The following is a 20,052-nucleotide window of genomic DNA, read 5'->3' as shown; positions in this document are numbered from 1 at the left end:
TTAAATAAAAGAAGTGATAATCTAAATCTTTTTACATCTAATAGCAAAATAACAATCATGAATAAAACTATCTAATAATTCATTATTGCTATAATCAGTATAAAAATCTGTAATAACAAAGCCGCTTTTTGTTATTCCCCCAATTAATTTATCAATAGTATGGCTAAACTCAAACGTATCTTTTTTATCGACCATTTTTTGAACTTGCTTTTTACTTAAACTTTTAAGATCTGAATATGGAATAGTATATTTTATTTTTAATTTGTTATTTAAAACATCTTTCTCTCTAAATAAATACAAAGCCGGATTTGTTGCACTAGTAACAAACTCTCCTTCTTTTTTTAATATTCTAAAACATTCTTTATATACTTTTTCAACATCACTTATAAAACAAGTTGAAGTTGGATTATATATATAATCAAAAGTCTCATCTTCAAAAGCTGAAAGATCTTGCATATCCCCTTTTACGGTTTCTATATGTAAATCAAACTTTTTTGCTGTCAATTTATCTTGATTTAATTGTTTTTCGCTTATATCGAATACAGTTACCTCATTATTAGCTGCAGCGAAAGCTATTGCTTGTTGGCCTCCCGCACATGCTAATGCTAATATTTTTTTATTTTTATAGTCTTTCACCCAGTCACTTTTAACAAATTTTTGTGGGGTTAAATATATATTAAATTGACCTACTTTTGCTTGCTCTAAAGTTTCTTTATCAATCGGAACAGTCCATAAATTATTCTTTTCTACTTCACTATCCCATGCCTCAGCATTATTTTCTTGATATGTTTTCATATATAGATAGTTTAACCCTCATTTAAGGTGTTGGCAACAAGGCATTATAACTAAATAAAAAATTAAAACTATTAGACAAAAAATAGGGAACAACTATTTAATTCCTACTTGACGAGAATTTTATCTTAGTGTATCTTTCATTCGATAATTACAAATTCTGCGGCTATGGTGGAATTGGTAGACACGCAAGCTTGAGGTGCTTGTGGGCGAAAGCCTGTGCTGGTTCAAGTCCAGTTAGCCGCAATTTTTTTTTTTACAATCTTTTGAACATTTATCAATATTTGAAATATATTTTTATAAATTCAGCAATTGAAGATACTAATTCAAACTAGAAAGTATATCCTAAATATTATGCTATATTTTCTTGTATTCTTGCAGAGAATCTATTACCTATAAAAATTTGATTTACCACAGCATTTAAACATTCACACATAGTATCTACAGTTGTTTGACTGTACATTCCAAAATTTTTGACAAAAAATTCCAGCTTTTTGACCACTTTTCTAAGCAAAAATGACAATTTTTTCGTGTTTTATCATGTTGTTTTAAGCAATATCGTGTTTTATAAACACAGTATAAACGCCAAATAAACACTTTTCAACCATAAAAAAAAGCCACCCTTCTAGGTGGACTTTATGGGAATTTAACTATTCTATTTACTCCTATTATTCAGATATGCTATCCAATTATGAACTGATAAATAGGGAATTCCTAAGATATTACATACTTTAATGATCTTACTGGTTAATACTGTATCTTCAACTGAAGTAACACCATCACAGGTTGTAATTCCAAATAATGTTTTCCTTAGTATTTTCTCCTCCTCATTATATTTCTCAAATTTATATAATTTAATATCTTTGTAACTAACTACTTGATATCCATTCTTATTCATTTTCTCTTTAAAATCATTGATTAAATCATAATTACTTCCAATAACAAAAACTTTAACTTTCTTTCTCATATATTCCTCAAAATAATTTTAGTTGTTTGTAAGCTTCTTGCTCTTCGCTTTCTTCATTTAAACTATATTTCCTACTTCGATATTCAACTGGTAAGTTAATCATTTCTTTAGAAATCAATAAATCATACACTTCAGGCCATTCTATAACACAACAATCTCTCTCTAAGCCTGTATCCTCTATTAAACGTTTTAAAGGAAGCCTTAATAGATCAGATAAAGTTGTTATTGAAATTCTAAAAGGAATATTTAATCTATTTAATTCATACCAATCAATTAATCTTGGATCTTCTATAGTTTCTTTGTTTTCGAAAATATCTAAATTATCGATATCCTGGAGTATCTCATCAGATATATAGTTATTCTTAGATTTAATTATCTCTATAGCTTGTTCTTTACTGGTGCCAGTATTTATTAATCGGTGATATTCTAAAATCCCATCAATTTCATGTTCTTCAATATATCTTTTATAAGCAAAAAACTGTCTTGTTATTTCACTTTTTTCATTTATATATTCAATAATTGAAAACCAGGGGATTCTATAAACACCACCTATTAATAATGCATCAAGTCTATAAAGATATATTGCATTTCTAACTTGACTAAGGGTTAAATCTAATATTGATGAAACTTCAGCAATATTTAGAAATTTAAGGCCGCTAGCAACATATCGTTGCAGCCTTTTATTAGCTGTTTCTTTATTTACACAATCATCAAATAATAATAGCTGCAACATTCTTCTCCTTATATATTAACCAACGGTTGCGAAATCCATATTTAAACGGTCATAACCTTTTTCACTTCTAACATATAATCTAAAACAACGATTAGTAGCTGTTATCTCCAGGCTTTCATTTATTAATTCCATAGCACGTTTCCATTTTGGATCTCTGATATCATAAGTTCTCAATTCTAGAATTCTTCTAACATCTAACTTGCCTTGTCTGATTTTGAAGGCTGAAGAGATAATTGTTTTTAATTCGATTGCTGAATCTTTTGTTAATTCTGTTAGATATTCATCAATTAAAACTTTTGCTAAATTAATCTTTTCATTGAATTCTTGATTATTAGAATTTGCTATTACAATCTTCACTGATCCATCATAAGAAGTTAGAGTAACATTCCCCTTTTTACCGCCAAGATTTACATTGTATTCTTCAGCAGCTAGTTCCATAAAAGCATCAATATCTTCCATAGCTTCTTTCTTAATTTTTTCCATATCCTTTCTCATTTTGAGAACTCTATCTCCTATAGAATTAACTAAGCCATCTTTTAATTGTTCATAGGGTTTAACCATTTCTTCAGGAACTAAATTCCCTACTGAATTTTCCCAATATGTAACACCATTAATTATTTGTTTTGCCATTTTATTTTTCTCCTTTAGAATTTGATTTTGACATTCGATTTATCCATCCAATTACTGCTCTTAATTCATTTTTAGATAAGCTATTTAAAGACTTTCCTTTAAACTTAAGTTTAACAAAACCATAGATTCTCTTTTTATATGCTGGTCCTAAAACTTGCTTACCTCTTGAATAAATTGTATTGATGGTACCTCTATTTCCTGCCAAAACTTCTTGTACTACTTCACTTTTATTTGAAGCTGGAGTAAATCCAGCTTTTTTAAACACTTCATATACTTTTTTAAGTTCAAATTCTTGTAATTCTTTACAACTTGTTTTACCTGTAACTTTTAAAAGTAGATCTTTATAATTATCTTTTGTAAAATTGGTATAAATTTGAGATTCACACTCAGGACAAGTATTTCCATAAAACATTCTTTGGCATTTTGCACATTGCTTAGCATTCTTACTTGCTATATGTATTAACTGAATTAGTTTCTCTCTTCTCATTTCTTCCTTCTCCCATAAATACCTATTGGCTTTGCACTTGAAATTGTTAACAATTTATAAATTGGTTTTTGTCCATCTTTTCCAATTCGAATTATGTCTCCATTCTTTAGCCAGGCATTTAAATCCTTATTAATGCTAACTAAATCAAAGCCTGTAACTCTCTGAATATCTTCAGCTTTAAAAGTCTTTAATATTTGGACAGTTCGCCAAACTGCATCAATCTTTGAAACGGTATAGTTCACTTCTCCAATAAAAATATATGCACCCTTATTTTTCTCAATAATCTTCTTATTGATTAATCTATCTAGAGCATTCTTAATTGTCTTTCTTTTGATGTCAGGAAAAATTGCAACAATAGAATCCAATCCAACCTCTTGTTTTGTTTCTATATACTTAAGAAGTTGTTGTGAGAATACTCTTGTTCCAAAGAGCTCTATTCTCTCTTTAGCGGTCAATGGCATGAATTACCTCCATTGTGATTTCACTAAGCCTATTAGCGTTCATTACAGCTAGAATTTGATGAGCATCATTAACCATTACTCTAAAATCACCATGACAAAGCTGAAGTATTCTTTTCAAAACTTTTTTATTATTTGAAATATCAAGGCCACAAGATTGGTTATAGAAATTTGCAATATCTTGTAATGATAAAGGTTGGAATACTAAGGGTTTAGATCTAATTCTTGACTCTAAGCGGGGTAAACTAGTCATCTTTCCACTTAAACTATGCTCTCCAACTAAAAGGATAGGAAGTCTACATTTTTCATTAATATTTCTAAGCATTTCTATATTTTTTATAGGCAATCTATCAGCTTCATCTACTACTAATAATTTTCTATAAACAAAACAAGATTCTTTTATTAATTCAATATTCTTATCTAATCCAAATGCAGGAGTTCCTTGCAATTGATTTACAATATCTTTAACCATCATTGTTAAAGAATAACCTTCCATATATAAGGAATAGACTGCTCTAGAATTTAATGCACAAAAGTGTTGGATTGCTGTTGATTTACCATATCCAGCATGCCCATAAACCACACCAATTGAACTATTTAATGTTGTTTTAACTGATAACAGATCTTTAGCTAATTCATCTAATTTCATGGTATTTTCAGTGATAATAAAACTATTTGATTTAACCCTAAAAGGTCCATCAATATTCTTAGTTTCATTAAGAGCTGCATCTTCTTTTGTTAAATATCCTAAAGCTACTAATTTCTCAATTATTTCTTTTTCCTTATCTGTATCACTTCCATATTTATTATTCACAATTAAAGAAATTGTTGATTTAGATAACCCAATAACAGTTCCCATTTGACTCATACTCATTCCAGTAAGTTCTAAAGCTTTTTTTACACTAATCATATTAACCTCCAATTTTTGCTTCTAAAGCATTAAAATACATTTCATATTCCTCATATTCTTCAGTATCTTTATATTCTTTCATGAATTGCTCATCTTCTTTTGGTAAAGGAGCACCTTGTATCAACATTTCTAAACACCATTGATATCTTTCCCTTTTAGTAGGCATTAATGGCTTAAATGGCCTAATTACTGTTTTAACTACTTCTTCAGGAGATTTTAATTTCTTTGGTGGAGCTTTGATTTCACAACTATTTTCAGCCTGCTTTATTTCAGGGATAATAGGTTTTTCATAAGTAATTTTTCCAATTGGTTTTACTAACGAATTAAAGGCTTCTTTAACACTTCTTATTTGTTTTCGCTTTTCAGAAATAGCATTAACCATTGCCCTATCATCTAGCATTGTTACAGCTTTAGAATTTACTTGAACTAATGGTTTAATTACTCCATCAGGAGTTACTGCGAAAGCTAGATCTCTTTGATGTCTGTTATATCGAACTTCTAATTTTTGACCATCAAATTTATAGATTCCTGAATCATCAATGGAACCATCTTCTAATTTAAGTTCTTCACCGATATACCAAATATTATCGATAACAATTCTTCCTCTACTTACAGTACATTGCTTTCTTTCAGCTAGAGCAAAATCAACATCAAACTTATCATAAAATTTAGCTACCCAACCTTTTCTTTGTTTCTCTTGTAACTTTTCCCAAGGACTCATTTTCAAAGTTGAATGTTTAGTTTGTTCATATTCACTTAAGCATTGAATACAAACTGAAATAAATTCTTGTTCTGTTAATAATTCATGTTTTTCTTTTTGCTTTTCTAATCTAGCCCTTTCTACCTCATCTACTGCTGCATTTGCTCCAGGAGTTGCACAACGACCAGGAATCATTTTTTCATCCAACATTTTTTCTAAAGTTCTAAAGAATCTTTCAATATCTTTTGCTTTTGCATTTTTGACACCCGCAAATATTCTTCTATGCTTTCTTCTCCATTCTTTTTCATTTGTAGCTACATCAATAATTTCACCCTTTTCATCTTCAATTACATAAGTGTTATTATTGGTTTTATAAAGTTCTGAAATATCTGCTGCATTCATTCCTAATTTAATTAGATCATCAATTATTAGATTTATGGCCTTAGAACATTCAGAAGTACCATTATCGTTATAGGTACAATCAAAAGCACCAAATCTATGAAGACCTAATCTTAAGCTTTCACGAACAGTATCTGATGAATAATGCTTATCAAATGCAATTCCATATATAAGCTTGGTACACATATCAAGCCATAAATAACATTCAGGTCTTCTTATTAATCCTGTATCATAATCAGCAATCCAGTAGTCAAAGATATGTTGATCTCCAATTACTATTTGGAAAGGATTTAAAGCATCACAATCTCTAGCAATCCAAAAGTAATTATCTAAAGCTCTATTTCCACCAGTAGCAAATGATAATAATAAAGGATTAATATTTGAAAGAAGAGCATAAGCACTTGAAGTGCAGCCTACACTCCAATTCTTTTGTTTAGCCATTTTCATAACGGCGTTTACAGCTGTTTTTTTATTACAAGCTCCATGTTGTTTTAAAGCTGCAAGATAATAACCTTGTAAATAATTAATGGCTTCTTTACTCCATTTTTGATTTTTGTTATTATGCTTAGGTCTTCCAATGATTCCGAATTCCTTATTTTCTTTTGCAATTCGGCGTACAGTTGAAGGCGATACCGAGAAGTAGAATGCAATTTGGTTTATCCATTCTCCTCTCGTAAGGTTTGATGGCTTATTGTTCACTTTTTGAGCAATAAGCATTTTTTTCCTTTGCTTCTCATCAATTTTTGTTCCAATTCCTATTAAAGACTTTTTTTCAACAGCAGCTAATTGAGCAGGTTTTGATAAAGCTGTAACAGGAATATCAGAAATCTTTGAGTTTTTAACTACTAATGTTTGCCATTCTGATGGCAATGAAGTAACTAAAATTTCATATGATTTTTTGTCTTTGGCTCTTGTAATGATAGTTGAATCTTTTTTAACTCTTAATTGAATAGTTCTTCTTGAGACACCAACAATTTCAGCTAACGTTTTTACATCAATCCACATTTATACAATTCTCCTTTCTTTACAATCTTTTAAATGTTTATCAATATTTGAAATGTATTTTGCAAATTCAGCAGCTGATGCTACTAATTCAAGCCAGGAAGAATGTCCTAAATATTGAGCAATTTTTGCTTGTATTCTTGCTGAGGATCTTTTGCCTGTAAGAATTTGATTTATCACAGCAACTGAACATCCACACATAGCAGCTAATGCTGTTTGACTTAACTTCTTTTGACTTATTTTGTAGACACAATAAGTGTGAATATATGGTTTATCCATCTATTCCTCCATTTCACTATCGATTGCAATCAGTTGAAGAACCTTAGCAATAGAAAGAGCAATATCAGCTCTTTTATCTTCATCAAACATTTCTAAAGCTTTTTCCACATATCGAACGATATGCATTTGGTCTTGGACAGGAGCTTCCTTAGTTGCAACATCTTGATACTTCTTACAAAGTTCCATTTGTCTCATGATGTCATCAGGAGTTGGATTATCCATTGTCTTAGATAGAATATTTAAATATTCTCTATCGAATTCTTTATATTCTTTTTGAACAACATCTTCACTTAGAAAATTTGGATGGGCTTTTTCTTCCCATTTTTGATAGGCCAACTCTTGTTTATTATCCCACCCCGCAGGTTTATATTGAGGATTAGATTTTCTCAAGTTATAAACTTCTTCAAATAAATTAGATATTTTTAATTTCATTTCTTCTACTGAATAAAGTTTATCTTCAGTTGGAGAATATAAAGATAACCAATTATAGGCTGTCCTACGGGACAATCCAATTTCTTCAAGATATTCAGCGAACGTATGAAGTTCATTACCTTGTGCCATTTTGCACGAGGTAGTTTCTATCTTTAAATCTGAACGATAACCAGGAGCTGATAAATTTTCCCTAGCAAAATATAATTCTCTAACAATATCTAGAGAACATTTTTTAAATTGGGAAACTAAAAACTTGGTAGTTTTTACTGATTCATCATAATCCCAATTTGAACTAATTTTTTGTAAGTTTTTTTCCATTTTTTAATTCCTTATTGCAATACGCATAAATTAGTGTAATAATAGTTATATAAGCTAAAATTTTAGCTTAACTAAATGTTATTTCATATTACGCTTAATGTCAAGCGTAATACGAGGATTTTATATGAGTATTAATTACAGATTAAAGCAAATTCGTGAAAGTTTTGGATTATCACAAGCGAAATTTGCAATTAAATTTAATCTTCCACAAAGTACATATGCACAATATGAAAAAGGAGGACGTTCAATTCCTGACTCCTTAAAGCAAGAATTATCTCAATTTGGAATTAATATGAACTGGTTAATAAATGGAATTGGCAATATGTACATAAATGATTCTCAAAATGATCAAAGTATTAGACCAGAACAAAAGCATATAATTGAGCCCACAGAAGCGTGGATAGATCCTAAAGGACAAATAACAACAATTAGTGTTAGTAAGGATAGTTTTTCAGTCCCTATATTAAAAAATAAAGTATCAGCAGGCCCTGGAGAAGAATGGGACTTAGAGGACTTTTCAGAAGAACGCTTACCTATATTAAAAAGATTTGTAAGAAGATTTCCAAAAGAAAAATTATTTTCAGCTGAAGTTAGAGGGGATTCAATGACTGGTGTTCAGCTCTTTGATGGAGATCTAGTTGTATTTGTTCACAACCTAATTGAAGGTGATGGAATATATGTAATTTCTGTTGATGGTGAATTATTAGTTAAAAGACTTGAATTTGATCATTTTGATAAAAAGTTAATTATAAAAAGCGAAAATCCTAGATATGAAGTAAAAGTGGTTGATCCTGAAAGGGCTCAAATCTTAGGAAAAGTTGTTGGTTGGTTACATCATCATCCTTATTGATGAGAATAAAAATTAAAGATTATATTTACTTAGGAGGAGTGATAAAAAGGTAAATAGCAGGTAGTTGCACCAATATTCCTATAGTGTGTTAAAATATATGGCACACAACTGAGGAATGGCCAAGACTTTAACTCGACATGTTTTACTAGTCCAAGAATATGAGACTGTTTAGGAGAATGAGGAGTTTTAGTCGTATCAATCACTGGTCCACTTACTGAGGCCGAATAGGAGAATGGAACAACTACCGAACAGAGAGCCATTTTTGATTTTGTGTATAAAAAAATAAATGCAAGGAGATAAGAATGGTTAACTGGGAAAACAAAACTGTTAGCGTAGGAATTGATTTGCATAAGACTCAATTTACAGTTTGTGCAATAACATCAACGAAAGAGATTCTATTTGAGAAAGTGTATCAAACTAACGATGAAGGTTATAATGCTTTTATTAGTGAATGTCACACTCTAGAAGACAAGTATGGTGCACATGTATCAATGGCAATAGAAGCTACTTCTAATGCTAGATACTTTAGAAACTTAATGCAGAAAGAAGGCTTTTTTACACTTGTTATTAATACTTTAAAATTTAAGGTTGTAACATTAAGTGCTAAAAAGACAGATAAAAGAGATGCTTTTACAATAGCTGAGTTTTTACTAAAAGATATGTTACCTGAAAGCTATCTATGCGATCAAGAAACAGAGGAGCTTAGAAAACTTATCTGTGAAAGAGCTGATTTAGTTTCATTGATAGTAAGAACTAAAAATAGAATACATAATATGATGTTAGGGTATGGGATAGTAACAACTGCCACTCAATTTCAAAGCAAGAAAAAGAGACTGCTTCTTCTAAAAGGTCTCGAAGACCACGCTTTGATTACGAAGAGGACAGTCTCTACCTTAAATAGTTTCATTCAAACTTTAGAAATTTTGGATGAACAAGTCAAGGCTTTAGAGGCATTAATTGAAGATTTTGTACAAGAAGATGAAGATGTTCAATTACTAAAAACTATTCCAGGTGTAGGGAAAATAACAGCTACAACCATTAGAGCATATGTTGGTGATATAAATAGATTTGCAACTTACAAACAGTTCGCAGCATATTGTGGACTCACTCCTTTTGTAAAGTTTTCAAATGAGAAAGGATTTACCGGACATATAACAAAGAATGGACCTGTAGAGTTAAGAACTGCAATGGTACAAGCTGTAATGGGTATGCTTCGTCTACAAAGATCATTAAGGTATTTGTCGCTAATTAATGATTATAAAAGAATGAAGAAAAACAAAGGTAGTGGGAAAAGTATAATTGCCTTTGCACGAAAACTCAGTAGAGTAATTTATGCAATTCTAAAGAAGAAAAAGCCTTTTGATATGAATAAATTAATAGGTGATTTTAATAAGCGACAAGCAGAAGCTGTATAGCTTCTAATAAAGAAAAATGAAGAAATTAGGTTATGGTTTTCTGTGAAAAACTATTGACCTTTTATAGGAGAAAAAAATGTCAATATATAATTCATGGAAAGAAGTTAAAATTCCAGTAACAGATATTTTACTTGATAAAGAAAATTATAGAATACCAAAAGATTCAAATGATTTTTCACAAAAAGATATTATTGAATATTTCCTAAAAGAAAAATCTTATAAAATTTTAGAATTAGCTCAAAGCATATCATTTAAAAACTATATAAATGTTGATCCAATAATATTAATAAAAGAAGAAGATAAATACATAGTAGTAGAAGGCAATAGAAGAATTACTGCATTAAAAGTATTAATTAATCCAGAATTAGCCCCACTAGAAGATAAGAAAAAGTTAAGATTAATGCAAAATACTATTAACATTGATGATATAATGTATCCAAAAACAGTTTTAGCCAATTCTAGGGAAGAAACTAATGATTATATTACAACAAAACATGCTGAAGGCGAAACAGTAATAAAATGGACTCCTATTATGCAATCAGAGTTCTATGAAAATGTGATCACTAATCTAGAAGAAGGACAAAACAAAGAAGATGCATATAAAGCATTGGATATTGATGATAAAAAATATATAAAACACCTAAATAGATTGATAATTTATAATAGAATTTGTAGTTTAAACTATGGCAATGCACCATATGCAACTGAAATTACTGATAAAGCTAAATTTCAAATAACTACAATAGAAGATAGATTTTTTAATAACACTTATTTTACATCAAAATTCAAAATTAATATTAATCATGATACAAAACAAATTGAAGTTAATAATGATGAAAAGTTTGACTATGTCTTAACAAAACTAATTACGTGGATTTACGAGACTCCTGGGAATGGTTCATCTCTACCAAAAATAAATTCTAGAACTGCAAACAAAGCACAGCAAGTAGAAAAATATGTAAAGTTAGCACTAAAATTATATTCTATAGAGATAACAAGCAATGAAAATCAAGTTACTGAAACTTCTAATAATGAAGAAGCTGGTCTGTCAAATAATATACATTCAAGCAGTTATTCAGGATTTGATGACAAACAATCAGAAAAGAGGACTATTATTAGTTCAGAAAGTGAAGTCACTACAGAAAAAGGACTAGTTAAACCCAAAATAAAAACTAGAGTATATTTAGAAGATGATGAAACTGCAATCCCATTATCTAAAATTAAAAATACAAGTGCTAGAAAATTATATCAAGAATTAATCACTATTCAGGTGCGTAATTATCCATTAATGACTGCAATTTCAATAAGGATTTTATTAGAAAAAATAATAAGATCTAATTTAAAGTCATTCGGAGTAAATTCATTAGATAAAAATTTATCAAAGCCCTTGTTTGATAAAAACAGAGCAAAAAAAACATCTAGAATAAATAATAAGAAAGATTTAGTTGAAATTCCTTTTGGGGCTATTTTAAAATGGATTACTCTAAAAGATAATGATTATGTAAATGAGAGAGATACAAAACAAATTTTAACTACATTTACAGAAGAGAAAACCTTTTTATCCTTGTTTACTTTAAATAATCTTATTCATAACACAAGTAGGACCATTAATTCAAAAGATGTTTTTGAATTGTGGGATTATTTAGATCCAATAATTAAATATTTTATTTATAACTAATATTAAGACTACAGGGATGGCCAATCAAACCAAAATATGACAGAATAAGAAATATGATGAAATCAACAACACCTTTAAGATATCCGGGAGGCAAACAAAAAATTGCTGGATATCTTAAGCAATTAATTAAATTAAATAATTTAGAGGATGGTATTTATGCAGAGCCTTATATGGGAGGAGCTGGACTAGCATTCGAATTATTATTTTCAGAACATATATATAATCTTTATTTAAATGATGCAGATACTAATATATATAATTTTTGGTATTCCATATTAAATGATACTGATAGATTTATTGAAAAAATTAGAACAACTGATATTAATGTTAAGACATGGAGAATCCAAAAAGAAATTCTATTTTCTAAATCTGAAGAACATGCTTCATTTGATAAAGGTTTTGCTGTCTTTTATTTAAACAGGACTAATAGATCAGGAATTTTAAAAGCAGGTCCTATTGGTGGTTATAAACAAGACGGAAATTGGAAAATAGATGCACGTTTTAATAAAGAAAATTTAATCACAAAAATTAAGCAAATATCTTATTATAAAAACAGAATAAAGCTTTATAATTTAGATGCATTAGATTTCTTATCAGAAATAAAACCTCAGATTATAAACAAAAAAGCCTTAGTATATTTAGATCCACCTTATTATCATAAAGGGCAAGAATTATACTTAAATTCTTATACACACGAAGATCATAAAAAAGTTGCATTTTATATGAATACTGAATATAAAGATATGAAATGGTTAATTTCTTACGATGATTGCGAAGAAATTCAAAAGATATATTCAAATTTCAAATTTTCTAAACAAATTTTAAATTATAGTGCTGCAGAACATAAAAAAGGGAAGGAACTTTTCTTTTATTCTAAAGAATTAAAAACTCCAGATAATATAACATATTACAATAATAACTAAATAGTTTAATTTCGCCCCCTCCTATTTTGATACACTTCAAATAGGAGGATTTTTTTATGGAAAAATATATTAATCCAATTTTACTTATTCTTATTCCATTCTTAAATGGCTTTGGAATTATTCTAAAAAAAGCTGCTAAAGATAAGAATAAATCATTTATCAGATCAACAGCACATATTCCATTTTATATTTGGTTTATAGCTATTGTCTTTTCAACCCTTATAGGTTTCTTCTATAGCACTAATAAAGGATCATTATTAATATTTGATGCAATTGTAATGTATGGAATAATTCAAGGATCTGTTGTTGCATTTATTTCTATGGGTATATACGACACTGTAAGATTAAAGAGGTAGAAATGTGTGGAAAAAGATTAAAGCCTTTATACCTTGGTTTATCTCTATTATTTCTACTGTTTTTATCACAAAATTATTTACCAGGAGAAACTCTCCAGGAAATGAGCACTCAAGAGCTGCTGAACAAATTGAAAATGAACTCACAAGAAATAGAGAGCTTTCAAAACAATCAAATGGAAAAATTAACTCTATCAGTGAAGAATTTAGAAGAAATGAAGCCAGAATTGAATCAATTGCAGAAGGACTTTCCAATATTGAAAGCGGACTTAGCGAGAGTTCAAACGATTCAAAAAGAATTGGAGAGCTCAACAGCGAAAATATCGACATCATTTATGAATTACAAAACAGATACAACAAAGGATATAAAGAATCTACAAATACAAAATGATATCCTAACATTTACTGTAATAGCCCTTACAACGTACTTAATTATTAACTCCCTTGCCTCGCCTTAATAAGCGGGGTTTTATTTTGCCTATCTCCTTTTTGTTACTATTAATTAAAGGAGAAATTTACGGATGGATTTTTTATCACTTGCAAATAGTTTAGGCCCTGTAGCTGTAATAATTTTATTATTAATAATCGTAATCATGCTTTTACAAAAATATAAAGAAATATCAGAAAACAATGCATTAAAGCTTGAAAAACATATTGATGAACAAAAAGAAGTAGATAAAGAGCAAGATGAAAAGATTAATTTTCTATCACAACATTATGTAACAAAAGAAGAAATGTTCCAACAAGTTGGAGGATGGAGAGCTGAATTAACAGCTGTTAATCAAAACATATTACATCTAACTGAATTGATATCAAAGGAGTAAACAATAAATGAAGATTACTAAAGAAAAAAGAAAAGAACTTAGAGGGCTATTAATTGGCTTTCTAGATAGTATATATCCTTCCAATATAAGCAAAGAAAGCATCTATGCAACGTTCTATGAATATTGGCAAACAGAAGATATAGACAAAGAATTAGCATACCTGGTTGATAAAGGATATATAACTGAAAAAGTTCTAATATCACCTTTTGGAAGCTCTTTTGATAAAATATATAACTATAGATTAACTGCTCTTGGAAAAGATCTAATTGATGGAACAGTAGAAGATATTGGTGTTCAAACAAGGAGATAAACATGGGTAGAAGATCAAAAGCTGATTTATATAATGTTGGTGGGGAAATAGTTAAACTTCATGATAAAGAAAAGCTAACCCATGAAGAAATAAGTAAAAAATTAAAGACTGAAAAAGGACTAGACCTATCTAGAGAAGCATCTAGAAGAGCTTACAATAATTCAAAACAAAAAGCAGAAAAATATGTTATAGCTGCTGAATCTTCAAAGATGATTCTTGAATCAGTAAAAGATGGAACAAATACAGATTTAGTTGAAGCTGCAAATTCAATACTTATAAATATGATGTATGAAAAAATCTTAGCAATAGATTCTATTGATTTCAAAGATGATGCAGCCATGGCTAAAGCAATGAATCAAATAGTTAATTCACAAGTAAAACTAGCAAGCTTTAGATTTACCTTTAAAAAAGGTGTTGAGAAAGCTAAAAATGCTGTTTATGACGCTTTAGCAAAACAATTAGAACAAGAATATCCTGAACTATTAGAAAAATTAAAAGAGATAATTATAAATATTGAGGTTACAGAATAAATGAAAATCCCTAAAAAAATCACACTACTCAATTCTACTTATACTGTAGAAATAAAACCAGATTTATTAGATGATCAAGGAGCTATTGGCCAATTCGATTCATTAAAGGGTAAAATCTTTATTCAACCAAATTCAAATATTTCTCCAATTATTCAAAACGAAATAGAGCAAACATTTCTACATGAATTAGTCCATGCAATTCTTTATAAAATGGAAAAACAAGAACTTTTTAAAGATGAAGCTTTTGTTAATCAGTTTGCTTCTTTACTACATCAAGCTTATTTAACTAAAAAAGGTGAACTAATTTTAGATAAAAAGAAAAAAGGAAATAAAAATGAACGGAGCATTAGCAGAACTAGCAAAAAGAAATAAAGGTTTAGAAACTGCTGCTCTAGATAAAGCTGCTAGAGAAGCAAAAGAAGCAAGACTCAAAAAAGCAGAAAATGACTTTACATATTTCTGTGAATATTACTTATCTGATTACTTCTTTTGTAAACCAGCAGAATATCAAAAAATATTATATGAAGTAATTCAGAATAGAGAATTAACTGAAGAAAATGCTAATAAATTAAAAAAATTAGTACCTGATGAATTTCAATCTACATTTAAAGCAAGAAAAAACCTTAGAGGAATTATTGATGTAGAGCCTAGAGGTCATGGTAAATCAACAAGAATGACTTTTGCCTTCCCTCTTTGGCAATTATTATTTAAAAAGTCAAAGTTTATAATAATTATTGGAGCTTCAAAAGATGATGCAATCCTGCAATTAGAAAATACCAGATTTGCTTTAGAAGAGAATGATAAGATAATTGATGATTTTGGATTTCTTAAAGGATCTACCTGGAATAAACAATTTCTAAGTTTAACCAATGGAACAGCCATTGTTGCTAGAGGTAAAGGTGGTTCTTTAAGAGGGTTAAGAAAAAGACAAAATAGACCTGATTTAATTATCGTTGATGATACTTTTAAAGATAATGAAGCAGATTCTTCTCAAATAAGAGATAAAGTTCATAAATGGTTTAATAAAACAATTCAACCTCTTGGAACTGAAGCTTTAATTGTTATTGTAAATACAATCACAAATGAAGATGATCTTCCCTCTAGATTATTAAAAGATATAAAAGAAAATAGAAAAAATAATTGGATAGGTTTAAGATTTTCAGCCGAAATAAAAAAAGGGGTTCCTCTTTGGAGTGAAAGATATACTTGGAAAGAATTAAAAACATTACAAAATGATTTAGGATCTATTGCTTATGCTCAAGAATATTTATCAAAACCGTTAAGTGATGAAGATAGGATATTTAAAACTTCCTGGATAGTAAGATGTCAACATAGTGAAATTCCTGCTTATTTATATAGAACTGAAGGGATAGACCCCGCTACAGGTGTTCATGATATGAGTGCTGTTGTTGATGCAGGATATGATAAAGAATCAGGAATAATATACATTTATTCCTCTCATGGCCAAAGAGAAAGTACAGAGTCTTTTAAAAGAAGACTAATTCAACGATATAAATTATATCGTTATAGAAAAGCATATATGGAAGATGTTCAATTCCAAACAGTTTATAAAAAAGAAATAATCAAAGATGCAGCTAAAGAAGGAGTAGCTCTTCCTATAAAAGGAGTTCATCCAGGAAAAGGAAGTAAATCAATTCGACTGATGTCTATATCCCCTTTAGTTGAAAATGGATTAGTCGTTTTTGCTCCAGGCAATGAAGATTTAATAGATCAATTAACTGGATTTCCAACAGCAGGATATGATGATTTATGTGATGCCTTTTATTATGCAATAAAAGCAATTCAAGAAAATAATGGCAAAAAATTATCAGATCTTAGAATATTCAACAAAGTAAATAATAGAAAAAATAATATAAGAAGGAGCTTAAATATATGATTCCATTGTACAAATTAAATTTTGAAAAGAGATTAACCATTAATCAGTTAAATGAAGCTATCCAATGGAAAAATTATCAAAACAGAACAATAAAAACCCTTAATAATTATTTCTTAGGAGAAAATGAAACTATATTAAATAGTGATCTCGAAAAAAAAGTTCCAGTCCCTTTTGGAAGAAAGCTTGTTAAAAGTGTATTAGGATTTATGTTTAAAGAAGGCTCTATTACATATTCATATCCTGATTATTTAAGTGAATTTCAAGAATTGATTAAAAACATCTTTGATTCTAATGATGAAGAGACAGAGAATATAAGAGTTGCCAGAGACCAAGCAAGATTTGGAAGTGGTTATGAAATTGTATATATAAGTAATAATGACGGAATCCCTGAATTTTATAGAGTGCCTGCAACTCAATTAATCCCTATTTATGATATGGGAGTAAAACCAAAATTAGCAGCGGGAATTAATATTTATAATATTTCAAAGAAAGTTCAAAAGATGGAAGTTTATTACCCTACTTTCATTGATGTTTATATTTCTTCTGGTAGAAGTTGGGACTTAATTGAAACAATCCCTCATCAATTTGGAGATGTTCCAATAATTGAATATAGAAACAATGAAGAAGGAATGGGAGATATTGAATCAATAATTAAATTAATAGATGCTCATGATGAAATTTTATCTAATGGACTTAGAGAAGATGGTAAATATGCAGATGCTTTATTAGTTCTTAAAAATATTGGTGTAGATGAAGAGAAACTAAATAAAATACTCAATTGGAGGATTCTTGAAACTGATGGAGAGGGAGAAGCAAATTATTTAACAAAAGAAAGTGCTTACGAAGGAAGAGAAGTTTTAAGAAAAGTTATTGAAAAACTTATTTATTCTATGAGTGGTATTCCTAATCTTGATGATAAAGATGCAATGTCTCAACAATCAGGAGAAGCTCTTAAATACTTATATGCAACATTTGAAGTAATGATTGCAGGAGATAAACAATCAGGCTTTTCTGATGGACTTATGAGACGATTAAGACTAATTAATAATTATTTAACTTGGCTTGGAAAAAGCAAAGTTTCAATTGATAATATTTCAATTAAATGGAAACGTAACTTGCCAAATGAAACAACAATTATTGTTGATAATGCTGTTAAATTATCAGGAATTATTAGTAATAAATCTATATATGAACAATTACAACAAGCTAATTTGATTAAAGATGTTAGTGAAGAAGAAAAAAGAATTAAAAAGGAGAAATCTGAAAATTCAAAAGATTTAACATCTACAAAATTAACTTTTGATGCTTATGCTTAAACTATATGATTCTTTATATAAAGAAGCTCAAGTTTCTTTAGCTAGTATTTTAGAAAATGAAGAGCAAGAAATAATTAAAGCATATGGAACAGCTATATATAAAACAAGAAAAGAATTAAAAACTCTTTACAATAAATATAGTAAAAATGGCAAATTATCTAATGCTGAATTATCAAAATATAATAGACTATCTGGTATTCAAAATCAAATAGAAAGAATACTAAATAAAGAAACTTCAGGTATTGGACCAATGATTGATAAACTCACTTCTATTCAAAGGGAAGAGAGTTTTTATCGACATGGGTATGCAATAGATCAAGGAGGAACTATTGGCTTAAATTGGGGACAATTTAATGAAGATGCAATTAAAAGTTCTGTTAATAATAAACTAAGTAAAATATCAGCAACAGATCTTTTAGAAGAAGCAAAGCCTAAATTCTTAAACCAAATTAGAAATGAGATTAGTTTATCTACCATTAGAGGGGATAGTTATGCAAAACTTACTCAAAGAATTGAACAAATTTTAGGCGTTTCTGTTATTGGTGGAAAAGATGCAATATATAAAGGAGTAGGAATTGCAGCAAGAGCATTAAGGATAGCTAGAACTGAAGGACAAAGAGCTCTAGTTGAAGGACAATTAGCATCATACAAAAGAGCTGAAGAAATTGGCTGTGAAATTGATGAAATATGGGATGCAACACTTGATGGAAAAACAAGACCTGAACATGGAGAACTAGACGGACAAGCTAAAGATTTAGAAAAAGGAGGTTGGTTAGTACCATCTATTGGAATAGTAACAGGACCTCTTCAATCAGGTGTAGCTTCTTTTGATATTAATTGTAGATGTAGAGTAAGAGGCCAAGTTAAAGGCTACCCCGCTGAGAAAAGAGCATATAGAGATAAAGATGGTAAAACACAAGTTGGAAAATATGAAACTTACAAAGAATGGAAAGCAAAACAAAAAGTTACGAAGACGACTAAACAAAGCAAGAATTCTAGTACTAAAGAAACTAATAAAATTAAAAGAAATTATAATTCAGATCTAGCTACAAAAATTGGTAAAGAACATTATGATAATATGCACAACCTGCTTGATAATTGTGAAGATAAAAAAGTAGTAAAGCTTTGGGAAAAATATGAAAGCAAAGTTTATGTTGGGAATACTAATATAGCACCAGACAAAGCCCATTATGCCCCATATTCAAATAAAATAAATTTTAATCTTAAAGATACTGCAAAAGGATCTGACTATGAATCAAAATATCAAACACTATTCCATGAATCAGGACACGCTATTGATAGAGCAATAAATAGAGAAAAAGGTACAAATAGATTGAATTACTCTTTAACATATAAAGATGGATTATTCCCTGATACTATTGAAAAAGAAGCAAAACAAAGAATTGATACAATCAATGAGGAACTCAAAGCACTATTTAAAGAACATAAAACAGATTATGAATGGCTATATAAAAATGGAATGCTTAGAGATTATTATTATTTTAATTGGAAGACAACAGGAGAAATAAAAACAACACTAAAGTATTCAAAAAGATTTGCATATCAAAAAATCCAAAAAGAAATTAAGACAATCCCTCTTGACTGTAGAGGGAATTTGAGTGATATAATGGAAGGAGCCACTTATGGGAAAATAAAAGCTGGTATTGGACATGGTGTAAGTTATTGGAAAAAACACAAAATGCAAGATACAAACAATGGATTGGCAGCAGAAGCTTTTGCAGAAATGATTGATGCAACTATCGCAAGTAAAAAGAGTTTAGATTCAATAATTAAATATTTCCCTGAATCTTATAAAATATTTAAACAAATGATAGAGGAGGTTTTATAA

The 20,052-nt window shown here is 29.2% G+C and carries 23 protein-coding genes and 1 tRNA gene; 14 read left to right on the top strand and 10 right to left on the bottom strand.

The window, feature by feature from the left end; genetic code table 11:
- Positions 1-21 precede the first annotated feature (21 nt).
- Positions 22-795 carry a class I SAM-dependent methyltransferase gene (locus ACZ5SO_RS01420; RefSeq protein WP_464626272.1) on the bottom strand — a complete coding sequence of 258 codons (774 nt, stop codon included), beginning with the start codon at positions 793-795 and terminating at the stop codon, positions 22-24.
- A 159-nt stretch (positions 796-954) separates the two neighbouring features.
- On the opposite strand from ACZ5SO_RS01420, the gene ACZ5SO_RS01415 reads away from it, so the two are divergent.
- A tRNA-Leu gene (locus ACZ5SO_RS01415) sits at positions 955-1,038 on the top strand.
- A 409-nt stretch (positions 1,039-1,447) separates the two neighbouring features.
- Here the strand turns inward: ACZ5SO_RS01415 and ACZ5SO_RS01410 are convergent.
- From ACZ5SO_RS01410 to ACZ5SO_RS01370, 9 genes are read right to left on the bottom strand one after another with little or no spacing between them, the layout of a single operon-like run.
- Complete coding sequence (locus tag ACZ5SO_RS01410) at positions 1,448-1,759, bottom strand: hypothetical protein (protein WP_464626270.1); 312 nt, start codon at positions 1,757-1,759, stop codon at positions 1,448-1,450.
- Positions 1,760-1,766: 7 nt separating this feature from the next.
- A complete protein-coding gene (locus tag ACZ5SO_RS01405; RefSeq protein WP_464626268.1) occupies positions 1,767-2,492 on the bottom strand; it encodes a hypothetical protein in 726 nt (241 codons plus the stop codon).
- A 15-nt stretch (positions 2,493-2,507) separates the two neighbouring features.
- Entirely contained in the window at positions 2,508-3,122 is a 615-nt protein-coding gene (locus tag ACZ5SO_RS01400) for a DUF3164 family protein (RefSeq protein ID WP_464626266.1), read from the bottom strand.
- Position 3,123: 1 nt separating this feature from the next.
- The gene (locus tag ACZ5SO_RS01395; protein ID WP_464626265.1) at positions 3,124-3,609 is read right to left on the bottom strand and encodes a phage protein GemA/Gp16 family protein; all 486 of its coding nucleotides are present in this window, start codon (positions 3,607-3,609) and stop codon (positions 3,124-3,126) included.
- Positions 3,606-4,070, bottom strand: a complete 465-nt coding sequence (locus tag ACZ5SO_RS01390) for a hypothetical protein (protein ID WP_464626264.1) — start codon at positions 4,068-4,070, stop codon at positions 3,606-3,608. Before ACZ5SO_RS01390 ends, ACZ5SO_RS01395 begins: the two co-directional genes overlap by 4 nt.
- Positions 4,054-4,977, bottom strand: coding sequence for an AAA family ATPase (locus ACZ5SO_RS01385; protein WP_464626263.1), 924 nt, complete (start codon positions 4,975-4,977; stop codon positions 4,054-4,056). The genes ACZ5SO_RS01390 and ACZ5SO_RS01385 overlap by 17 nt, the downstream gene beginning before the upstream one ends.
- Before the next feature lies 1 nt (position 4,978).
- A complete protein-coding gene (locus ACZ5SO_RS01380; protein ID WP_464626261.1) occupies positions 4,979-7,081 on the bottom strand; it encodes a transposase domain-containing protein in 2,103 nt (700 codons plus the stop codon).
- On the bottom strand, positions 7,082-7,357 hold the full coding sequence (locus tag ACZ5SO_RS01375; protein ID WP_464626259.1) for a helix-turn-helix domain-containing protein: 276 nt from the start codon (positions 7,355-7,357) through the stop codon (positions 7,082-7,084).
- Positions 7,358-8,107, bottom strand: a complete 750-nt coding sequence (locus ACZ5SO_RS01370) for a hypothetical protein (RefSeq protein ID WP_464626258.1) — start codon at positions 8,105-8,107, stop codon at positions 7,358-7,360. It abuts the gene before it with no gap.
- 124 nt (positions 8,108-8,231) lie between these two features.
- Between ACZ5SO_RS01370 and ACZ5SO_RS01365 the strand changes: the two genes are divergently transcribed.
- From ACZ5SO_RS01365 to ACZ5SO_RS01305, 13 genes are all read left to right on the top strand, one after another.
- A complete protein-coding gene (locus ACZ5SO_RS01365) occupies positions 8,232-8,957 on the top strand; it encodes an XRE family transcriptional regulator (RefSeq protein WP_464626256.1) in 726 nt (241 codons plus the stop codon).
- 302 nt (positions 8,958-9,259) lie between these two features.
- A complete protein-coding gene (locus tag ACZ5SO_RS01360) occupies positions 9,260-10,372 on the top strand; it encodes an IS110 family RNA-guided transposase (RefSeq protein ID WP_464624023.1) in 1,113 nt (370 codons plus the stop codon).
- A gap of 76 nt (positions 10,373-10,448) precedes the next feature.
- Positions 10,449-12,050: a ParB N-terminal domain-containing protein gene (locus ACZ5SO_RS01355; RefSeq protein WP_464626255.1), complete on the top strand. Its 1,602-nt coding sequence runs from the start codon at positions 10,449-10,451 to the stop codon at positions 12,048-12,050.
- A gap of 53 nt (positions 12,051-12,103) precedes the next feature.
- Positions 12,104-12,973: a DNA adenine methylase gene (locus tag ACZ5SO_RS01350; RefSeq protein WP_464626254.1), complete on the top strand. Its 870-nt coding sequence runs from the start codon at positions 12,104-12,106 to the stop codon at positions 12,971-12,973.
- Positions 12,974-13,029: 56 nt separating this feature from the next.
- Positions 13,030-13,329, top strand: coding sequence for a hypothetical protein (locus ACZ5SO_RS01345; protein ID WP_464626252.1), 300 nt, complete (start codon positions 13,030-13,032; stop codon positions 13,327-13,329).
- Between the two features lie 4 nt (positions 13,330-13,333).
- Positions 13,334-13,717, top strand: a complete 384-nt coding sequence (locus tag ACZ5SO_RS01340; protein WP_464626250.1) for a hypothetical protein — start codon at positions 13,334-13,336, stop codon at positions 13,715-13,717.
- A gap of 130 nt (positions 13,718-13,847) precedes the next feature.
- The gene (locus ACZ5SO_RS01335) at positions 13,848-14,150 is read left to right on the top strand and encodes a hypothetical protein (RefSeq protein ID WP_464626249.1); all 303 of its coding nucleotides are present in this window, start codon (positions 13,848-13,850) and stop codon (positions 14,148-14,150) included.
- A 7-nt stretch (positions 14,151-14,157) separates the two neighbouring features.
- A complete protein-coding gene (locus ACZ5SO_RS01330) occupies positions 14,158-14,460 on the top strand; it encodes a hypothetical protein (RefSeq protein ID WP_464626247.1) in 303 nt (100 codons plus the stop codon).
- A gap of 2 nt (positions 14,461-14,462) precedes the next feature.
- A complete protein-coding gene (locus ACZ5SO_RS01325; RefSeq protein ID WP_464626246.1) occupies positions 14,463-14,990 on the top strand; it encodes a phage protein Gp27 family protein in 528 nt (175 codons plus the stop codon).
- A complete protein-coding gene (locus ACZ5SO_RS01320) occupies positions 14,991-15,362 on the top strand; it encodes a M78 family metallopeptidase domain-containing protein (protein ID WP_464626244.1) in 372 nt (123 codons plus the stop codon).
- Positions 15,325-16,887, top strand: a complete 1,563-nt coding sequence (terL, locus tag ACZ5SO_RS01315; protein WP_464626242.1) for a phage terminase large subunit — start codon at positions 15,325-15,327, stop codon at positions 16,885-16,887. The genes ACZ5SO_RS01320 and terL overlap by 38 nt, the downstream gene beginning before the upstream one ends.
- Positions 16,884-18,203, top strand: a complete 1,320-nt coding sequence (locus ACZ5SO_RS01310) for a phage portal protein (protein WP_464626241.1) — start codon at positions 16,884-16,886, stop codon at positions 18,201-18,203. Before terL ends, ACZ5SO_RS01310 begins: the two co-directional genes overlap by 4 nt.
- Positions 18,196-20,052, top strand: a complete 1,857-nt coding sequence (locus tag ACZ5SO_RS01305) for a phage minor head protein (protein WP_464626240.1) — start codon at positions 18,196-18,198, stop codon at positions 20,050-20,052. The genes ACZ5SO_RS01310 and ACZ5SO_RS01305 overlap by 8 nt, the downstream gene beginning before the upstream one ends.

This window comes from Pleomorphochaeta naphthae (genome assembly GCF_055396005.1).
This window is presented reverse-complemented; position numbering and strand designations above follow the sequence as displayed.

Coding starts and splice junctions, on each gene's coding strand:
- ACZ5SO_RS01420 (WP_464626272.1), bottom strand. CDS start 795: ATGAAAACATATCAAGAAAATAATGCTGAGGCATGGGATAGTGAAGTA.
- ACZ5SO_RS01410 (WP_464626270.1), bottom strand. CDS start 1,759: ATGAGAAAGAAAGTTAAAGTTTTTGTTATTGGAAGTAATTATGATTTA.
- ACZ5SO_RS01405 (WP_464626268.1), bottom strand. CDS start 2,492: ATGTTGCAGCTATTATTATTTGATGATTGTGTAAATAAAGAAACAGCT.
- ACZ5SO_RS01400 (WP_464626266.1), bottom strand. CDS start 3,122: ATGGCAAAACAAATAATTAATGGTGTTACATATTGGGAAAATTCAGTA.
- ACZ5SO_RS01395 (WP_464626265.1), bottom strand. CDS start 3,609: ATGAGAAGAGAGAAACTAATTCAGTTAATACATATAGCAAGTAAGAAT.
- ACZ5SO_RS01390 (WP_464626264.1), bottom strand. CDS start 4,070: ATGCCATTGACCGCTAAAGAGAGAATAGAGCTCTTTGGAACAAGAGTA.
- ACZ5SO_RS01385 (WP_464626263.1), bottom strand. CDS start 4,977: ATGATTAGTGTAAAAAAAGCTTTAGAACTTACTGGAATGAGTATGAGT.
- ACZ5SO_RS01380 (WP_464626261.1), bottom strand. CDS start 7,081: ATGTGGATTGATGTAAAAACGTTAGCTGAAATTGTTGGTGTCTCAAGA.
- ACZ5SO_RS01375 (WP_464626259.1), bottom strand. CDS start 7,357: ATGGATAAACCATATATTCACACTTATTGTGTCTACAAAATAAGTCAA.
- ACZ5SO_RS01370 (WP_464626258.1), bottom strand. CDS start 8,107: ATGGAAAAAAACTTACAAAAAATTAGTTCAAATTGGGATTATGATGAA.
- ACZ5SO_RS01365 (WP_464626256.1), top strand. CDS start 8,232: ATGAGTATTAATTACAGATTAAAGCAAATTCGTGAAAGTTTTGGATTA.
- ACZ5SO_RS01360 (WP_464624023.1), top strand. CDS start 9,260: ATGGTTAACTGGGAAAACAAAACTGTTAGCGTAGGAATTGATTTGCAT.
- ACZ5SO_RS01355 (WP_464626255.1), top strand. CDS start 10,449: ATGTCAATATATAATTCATGGAAAGAAGTTAAAATTCCAGTAACAGAT.
- ACZ5SO_RS01350 (WP_464626254.1), top strand. CDS start 12,104: ATGATGAAATCAACAACACCTTTAAGATATCCGGGAGGCAAACAAAAA.
- ACZ5SO_RS01345 (WP_464626252.1), top strand. CDS start 13,030: ATGGAAAAATATATTAATCCAATTTTACTTATTCTTATTCCATTCTTA.
- ACZ5SO_RS01335 (WP_464626249.1), top strand. CDS start 13,848: ATGGATTTTTTATCACTTGCAAATAGTTTAGGCCCTGTAGCTGTAATA.
- ACZ5SO_RS01330 (WP_464626247.1), top strand. CDS start 14,158: ATGAAGATTACTAAAGAAAAAAGAAAAGAACTTAGAGGGCTATTAATT.
- ACZ5SO_RS01325 (WP_464626246.1), top strand. CDS start 14,463: ATGGGTAGAAGATCAAAAGCTGATTTATATAATGTTGGTGGGGAAATA.
- ACZ5SO_RS01320 (WP_464626244.1), top strand. CDS start 14,991: ATGAAAATCCCTAAAAAAATCACACTACTCAATTCTACTTATACTGTA.
- terL (WP_464626242.1), top strand. CDS start 15,325: ATGAACGGAGCATTAGCAGAACTAGCAAAAAGAAATAAAGGTTTAGAA.
- ACZ5SO_RS01310 (WP_464626241.1), top strand. CDS start 16,884: ATGATTCCATTGTACAAATTAAATTTTGAAAAGAGATTAACCATTAAT.
- ACZ5SO_RS01305 (WP_464626240.1), top strand. CDS start 18,196: ATGCTTAAACTATATGATTCTTTATATAAAGAAGCTCAAGTTTCTTTA.